The organism is Caballeronia temeraria (assembly GCF_001544795.2).
Taxonomy (GTDB): Bacteria; Pseudomonadota; Gammaproteobacteria; order Burkholderiales; family Burkholderiaceae; genus Caballeronia; species Caballeronia temeraria.
In genome coordinates, this window is the sequence record NZ_FCOI02000050.1 from 35,232 (window position 1) to 41,354 (window position 6,123).

The 6,123-nt window shown below is 59.6% G+C and carries 6 protein-coding genes; 3 read left to right on the top strand and 3 right to left on the bottom strand.

Annotated features, from left to right (window positions below; translation table 11 throughout):
- Positions 1 to 2,397, bottom strand: a complete 2,397-nt coding sequence (locus AWB76_RS36265) for a phosphoketolase family protein (RefSeq protein WP_061164899.1) — start codon at positions 2,395 to 2,397, stop codon at positions 1 to 3.
- A gap of 73 nt (positions 2,398 to 2,470) precedes the next feature.
- Positions 2,471 to 2,728, bottom strand: a complete 258-nt coding sequence (locus AWB76_RS36270; protein WP_061164900.1) for a hypothetical protein — start codon at positions 2,726 to 2,728, stop codon at positions 2,471 to 2,473.
- Positions 2,729 to 2,971: 243 nt separating this feature from the next.
- On the opposite strand from AWB76_RS36270, the gene AWB76_RS36275 reads away from it, so the two are divergent.
- Positions 2,972 to 3,421, top strand: a complete 450-nt coding sequence (locus AWB76_RS36275) for a hypothetical protein (RefSeq protein ID WP_244173641.1) — start codon at positions 2,972 to 2,974, stop codon at positions 3,419 to 3,421.
- A 117-nt stretch (positions 3,422 to 3,538) separates the two neighbouring features.
- A complete protein-coding gene (locus AWB76_RS36280; RefSeq protein ID WP_061164901.1) occupies positions 3,539 to 4,717 on the top strand; it encodes a porin in 1,179 nt (392 codons plus the stop codon).
- Here AWB76_RS36280 and gcvA read toward each other — a convergent pair.
- The gene (gcvA, locus tag AWB76_RS36285; RefSeq protein WP_061164908.1) at positions 4,714 to 5,631 is read right to left on the bottom strand and encodes a transcriptional regulator GcvA; all 918 of its coding nucleotides are present in this window, start codon (positions 5,629 to 5,631) and stop codon (positions 4,714 to 4,716) included. The two genes, AWB76_RS36280 and gcvA, sit on opposite strands and share 4 nt — an antisense overlap.
- 127 nt (positions 5,632 to 5,758) lie before the next feature.
- Here gcvA and AWB76_RS36290 point away from each other — a divergent pair, with 127 nt between their 5' ends.
- Positions 5,759 to 6,079 (top strand): SDR family NAD(P)-dependent oxidoreductase, encoded by a 321-nt coding sequence (locus tag AWB76_RS36290; protein ID WP_244173643.1) that lies wholly within the window; start codon positions 5,759 to 5,761, stop codon positions 6,077 to 6,079.
- The last annotated feature ends 44 nt before the right edge of the window (positions 6,080 to 6,123 follow it).

A 6,123-nucleotide genomic window follows, 5' to 3' on the forward strand; every position in this document is an offset into this window, starting at 1 on the left:
TCAGAACGGCCACACCCATTCGGCTATCTCCGGTTTGTCGGTGCCATGCGTATGCGCGTAATCGAGGTGACGGATGATCGTGTTCTTCATGTCTTCCCGCAAATGCGCAGTCCTTGCCTGCAGACGCGGCACGCGATCGAGCACATCAATGACGAGATTGAAACGATCGACCTGATTGAGTATCGCCAGTTCGAGCGGCGTATTGATGTTGCCCTTCTCCTTATAGCCGCGCACGTGCAGGTTGTCGTGATTGCGGAACCGGTACGCGAGCCTGTGAATCAGCCACGGATAGCCGTGGAAATTGAAGATCACCGGCTTGTCGAGCGTGAACAGGCTTTCGAAGTTGCGTACGCTCGATCCATGCGGATGCTCGGTATTCGGCTGCATCTTGAACAGATCGACCACATTCACGAAGCGCAGTTTCAACTCGGGCAGACGCTCGCGAAGAATCGCCGCGGCGGCCAGTGCTTCTTGCGTCGCGACATCGCCGCACGAGGCGAGGACGACATCGGGCTCGTCGTTCTCGTCGGTGCTCGCGCGACGCCACACGCCCATGCCTTTCGCGCAATGGATGATCGCTTCGTCGATGGTCGTGAACTGCAAATGCTTCTGCTTGTCCGCGACGATCACGTTGATGCAGTCCTTCGAGCGCAGACATTGATCGGCGACGACGAGCAACGTGTTGGCATCGGGCGGAAGATACACGCGCGTCACCGATGGACTCTTGTTCGTGACGAGATCGATGAAGCCCGGGTCCTGATGCGAGAAGCCATTGTGGTCCTGCCGCCACACGGTCGAAGAAAGCAGAATCGTTTCCGACGAAACCGACGCGCGCCACGGCACATGGTTCTTGCAGATATCGAGCCATTTCGCGTGCTGGTTGAACATCGAATCGATCACATGCGCGAACGCTTCATAGGTATGGAAGAAGCCATGCCGCCCAGAAAGCAGATAGCCTTCGAGCCATCCGAGCAGCGTGTGCTCGGAAAGCATTTCCATCACACGTCCGTCGCGTGACAACTCGCCGCCGTCTTCGTCTTCCGGAAGAAGATCGGCCATCCAGACTTTCTTGCTGACTTCATAAATAGCCTGAAGCCGATTCGATGCGGTCTCATCCGGGCCGAACACGCGGAACCGGTCCATGTTGCAACGCATGACGTCGCGCAGAAAGGCTCCGAGCGGACGCGTATTCTCATGCTGGATTCTGCCGGCCTGACCGACATCGACGGCATAGTTGCGGAAATCGGGCAGCTTGAGTTCCTTGCGCAGCACGCCGCCGTTCGTATGCGGATTCGCGCTCATGCGTCGCGCGCCGGTTGGCGCGATCGCGCGAATCTCTTCACGCAGACGGCCGGTTTCATCGAATAGCTCTTCGGGCTTGTAGCTTTGCATCCAGCGTTCGAGCACAGCGAGATTCGCAGGATTGTTATGGACATCGGAGAACGGCACCTGATGCGCGCGCCACGAACCTTCCACTTTGTGACCGTTGATTTCCTTCGGACCGGTCCAGCCTTTGGGTGTGCGTAAGACGATCATCGGCCAGCGCGGACGTTCGATAACTTTCCCATTGCGCGCTTTCTCCCAGATCGCGCGAATCTCGCCGGTGGCGGCGTCGAGCGTTTCCGCCATCTTCTTGTGCATCTCTTCGTGATCCGATCCCTCGACGAAATACGGCCGATAACCATAGCCGACGAACAACGCCTCCAGCTCATCATGGCTGATGCGCGCGAGAATCGTCGGATTGGCGATCTTGTAGCCGTTGAGGTTCAGTATCGGCAGCACGGCGCCATCGCGCGCGGGATTGATGAACTTGTTCGAATGCCAGGCAGTGGCGAGCGGGCCGGTTTCCGCTTCGCCATCGCCGACGACGCATGCGACGATTAATTGAGGATTGTCCAATGCAGCGCCATAGGCGTGAGAAAGGCTATAGCCGAGTTCGCCGCCTTCATGAATCGATCCCGGCGTTTCGGGCGTCACATGCGAACCGATATGTCCAGGAAACGAAAACTGCTTGAAGAACTTCTGCATGCCTTCGATATCTTCGCTCTTGTCGGGATAGACCTCCGAATACGTGCCTTCGAGATACGCGGGACCGAGCACGCCCGGCGCGCCGTGACCGGGGCCGGCCATGAAGATCACGTCGAGATCGTCGCGCCTGATCACGCGATTCAGATGCGCCCACACGAACGACAGCGCGGGGCTCGCGCCCCAGTGTCCGAGCAGCCGATGCTTCACGTGCTCGGCCTTCAGCGGTTCGCGCAGCAGCGGATTGTCGGCGAGAAAGATCATCCCCGCCGAAAGATAATTGCACGCGCGCCACCATGCATCGACGAGGCGTAGTTCTTCGCCTTCGAGGGCGGAAGAATGCGACGCGCCATTTCTGGAATGCTTGCTCATTGCGACCTCTCCTTTCATGAAGGTTCATCGGCAATTGCGGTATTGCGACCGACAGAAAAGCTGTCCTGCGAACTCAGTATTTGATGTTGCGGGCTGCCTGTCGCCCATGCTGTTTCGTGTCGCGTTTTTCCTGACGGCAATGCGAGTTGGATTGCTGATTCGCGGCGCGGCAATCCTGCTTCGTATGGCGGGCGTGCTGACGCGTGTCCTGGCGGACGCCGCGTGCCGCCTGGCGCTGCTGCGCCTGTTCCGTCGCGAAAGAGGCATTCGGTGCGGCGCAGACGAGTATTGCAGTGGACAAAGCAATGAATCGAAGCTTGCGCGCGAGCATGGTGTGATCTCCGGGACGGCATTGGCAGATTCGGGACGCTCTTTAAGATAGTTGCTGCGTGCTCGGATGTGAATCGAGTCGAACGAATTAATGGCTCATTTCGATTCTCGGCACAATCCTCGGACACGATTCGCCCGGCACCATTTTCATGATGGCGTCATCGTCAGGAAAGAAAGCGTCAAATGAATTAAAATGATTTAAGAGCGCTGAATTTCATTCGACCGTAGCGTCTACAGGCAACCGATGACACGCCGTATCCAAAGGTATTGGCTCGCCGGCATCGTGGTTTTTCTTGTCGGCAGCATTGCATCAGCCAGTGAGGAGATCCGCCTGATTCCCAATCAGCGCGTGGCGGCGAATGTGCTGTTCTTTCCAGCGCCGGCCATCGTGTCGACCGCGGGCGCGCATCCGGTCAGGCTCGGACATCAGCGCTATCCCTTCAAAGGCACGCTCGACGCGCTGGCGGCCGTCACGTTGTCGAAATACGACAGGAACGTGCATCCGGATCTGAATCAGCTCGCCCGTGCGTATCCGCTACCGATTTTGCCGAACGCTGCGCCCGCCGCTCCGTTGCCGCCGCGCGACGATTTCACGAGCGATGACGACGACTGGCATTTTCGTGCCAACCCGCAAGTGGGCGCGAATCACGAGCATGAAAAGAGCATGACCTTCTCCGTGAAGCACGACTTTTAAGCATTTACCTGGCTCCACGACGGCGTGCGAAATTTTAAGGTTGCCGGTTGCCGATTCGGTCGCATAAAGTGGGTGGAATAGACGGCGTCTTTCCGTAAGTCGATGGAGCCCAGGCAAATGAACAAGTTGCTTATAACCGGCGCAACGACGATGTTCACACTTGCGGGCGCGGCCCACGCGCAGAGCAGTGTGACGCTCTACGGTCTCATCGATGCCGGTATCACGTATTCGAACAATCAGCTCACGCCGACCGGCGGCGGCCACAGCAACTGGGAACTGAAAAGCGGCCCGGTCCAGTACAGCCGATGGGGTTTGCGCGGCGCGGAAGATCTCGGCGGGGGATTGAAAGCTATCTTCAATCTGGAAAGCGGCTTCAATCTGAACAACGGGCAATACACCGTCAATAACCGCATCTTCAATCGCGAGGCGTATGTCGGATTGTCGAGCCGCGATTACGGCGTCATCACGTTCGGCCGGCAGACCGACGATATGGTCGATTTCGTCGCGCCGCTTTCGCTGACAGGAACGGAGTATGGCGGCACGCACTTCGCGCATCCATTCGATATCGATAACCTCAACGATTCGTTCCAGATCAATAACGCGGTGAAGTATCAGAGTCCCGATTTCGCGGGATTCAAGCTCGGCGCGTTATATGGTTTTTCGAATCAGGCCGGCGGTTTTTCGAACAATCGTGCGTATAGCTTCGGCGTTTCGTATATGTGGGGGCCGCTCAATTTCGGCGCGGCGTTCCTGCAACTCAATAGCGACGCCGCGACGCCGGGACAGCTCAATACCAACGGCGCCGTCACCGATACCACCGGTTCCTCGCTGCAAGGCGTGCTCACGAATTCGGCCGTGCCGCTGGGCGCAGTGTCGAGCCGTCAGCAGACGTGGGGCGCGGGCGTGAGCTATGCAATCGGCCCGGCGGTGGCGGGCCTCGTCTACACGCAGACGAACCTGACTGAGCTGTTCCAGACCGGCCTGAGCACGCATGTCCAGAACTTCGAAGGCAACGTGCGTTATGCACTGACGCCTGCCGTCGAACTCTCCGCCGCGTACACGTATTCGCGCGCGGGCGGGCTCTCGGGCGCGGGCAATCCGCACTGGAACCAGGTCAGCGCGATGGCCGGCTATAGCTTCTCGCGCCGCACCGATGTCTACATTCAAGGCGTGTGGCAAGGCGTGAGCGCGAGCGCGAATTCGCCGCTGGGCGTGGCGTGGATCAACGGCCTCACGGCGCCTTCGTCGACGAGCAATCAGGTCGAAGCGACAGTCGGCTTGCGCCATCGCTTCTAAGGCCGCGCGTCGCGTGCTTCGCGCACGAGCCAGTCGCGAAACGCCGCGAGCCGAGGCAGGCTCGCGCGCTCCGGTCGATACACCACGTAGTAACTGAGCGGCGACGTGAACGCGATATCCGGAAAGAGCCGGATCAATCGGCCGGCAGCGATATCGTCGTGCACCATCACGCTGCGCGCGAGCGCGATGCCTTGTCCATCGATCGCGGCCTGCAAAACGGCGGCCGAGTTGTTGATCTTCAATCCGCGACTGGTTGCCGCCTTCTGCACGCCCGCATTCGCGAACCACGCGCTCCACGACGCGAAGCCCGCCTGACTGTCGACGGAAAGATCGTGGATCAAGGTCTCGCGAGCGAGTTCACGCGGCGCGCGCCATGTCGTCCGTTTCGATAGCTTCGGCGAGCAGACGGGATAGAACTCCTCATCCATCAGCTTCTCGGCGGCGAGTCCCGGCCACGTTCCCGCACCGTAGCGCACGCCGATATCGATGCCCTGCGCGACGAAATCGAGCAGTTTGAGGCTCGTGTCGAGCCGCACGTCGATATCGGGGCACGCGGTCTGAAACCGTTCGATGCGCGGCAATAGCCATTTGGCGGCGAACGCCGGGCTGACCGTCACCGTGAGCACGCCGTTCGCCGATCCTTCCTTCAGGCGTTCGAGTCCGAGCGTCAGCCGATCGAAGCCCGCGCGGATATCCGGCAGCGCACGCTCGGCGACGTCGGTCGGCACGAGCCGCGCGCGCCCACCTGTACCGCGAACGAACAGCGACGTGCCTAGCCACGCTTCGAGACCGCGGACGAGTTGCCCGACCGCAGCGGGCGTCACGCTCAGTTCCTCCGCAGCGGCGGAAAAGCTTTGGTGCCGTGCGCTGGCTTCGAACGCACGGATCGCGTTCAGATAAACGGGGATTTTCATCATGCAAAGTTTTTCTATCAGAGGCGGACAGAATATCTGATTTGTGCAAGGGAAGCAGACTGAGCAGAATGCTTACATGCAGATGCATTTTGAGCGTCTGGGCACCATTCAGATTCGAGGAATTATCATGAACCATAGTTTTTCTTCCAAGGTCGCCATCGTCACGGGCGGAGGATCGGGCATCGGCAAGGAAGTCGCCGCGCGTCTCGTCGAGGCGGGCGCGAAGGTCGTGATCAGCGGACGCGATGAGGCGAAGCTCCACCAAGCCGCCGCCGATATCGATCCGAGCGGCGCGCATGTGCGCTATCACGCGGGCGACATCGCGAAGCCCGCGACCGCGACGGCGCTCGTCGAACGGGCGACGCAGGATTTCGGCGGCGTCGATATCCTGATCAACAACGCGGGCGTGTTCCGGGGCGGTTTCAAACCGAAGTGCAACGGGGGTTAATGTTTAGTTCTTTGAGGTTGGCTCGCTGAGGCAAGTGTTGCAGC

Bases quoted from the DNA above. Each gene is read 5' to 3' on its own strand.
- AWB76_RS36265 (WP_061164899.1), bottom strand. From the start codon at position 2,397: ATGAGCAAGCATTCCAGAAATGGCGCGTCGCATTCTTCCGCCCTCGAA.
- AWB76_RS36270 (WP_061164900.1), bottom strand. From the start codon at position 2,728: ATGCTCGCGCGCAAGCTTCGATTCATTGCTTTGTCCACTGCAATACTC.
- AWB76_RS36275 (WP_244173641.1), top strand. From the start codon at position 2,972: ATGACACGCCGTATCCAAAGGTATTGGCTCGCCGGCATCGTGGTTTTT.
- AWB76_RS36280 (WP_061164901.1), top strand. From the start codon at position 3,539: ATGAACAAGTTGCTTATAACCGGCGCAACGACGATGTTCACACTTGCG.
- gcvA (WP_061164908.1), bottom strand. From the start codon at position 5,631: ATGAAAATCCCCGTTTATCTGAACGCGATCCGTGCGTTCGAAGCCAGC.
- AWB76_RS36290 (WP_244173643.1), top strand. From the start codon at position 5,759: ATGAACCATAGTTTTTCTTCCAAGGTCGCCATCGTCACGGGCGGAGGA.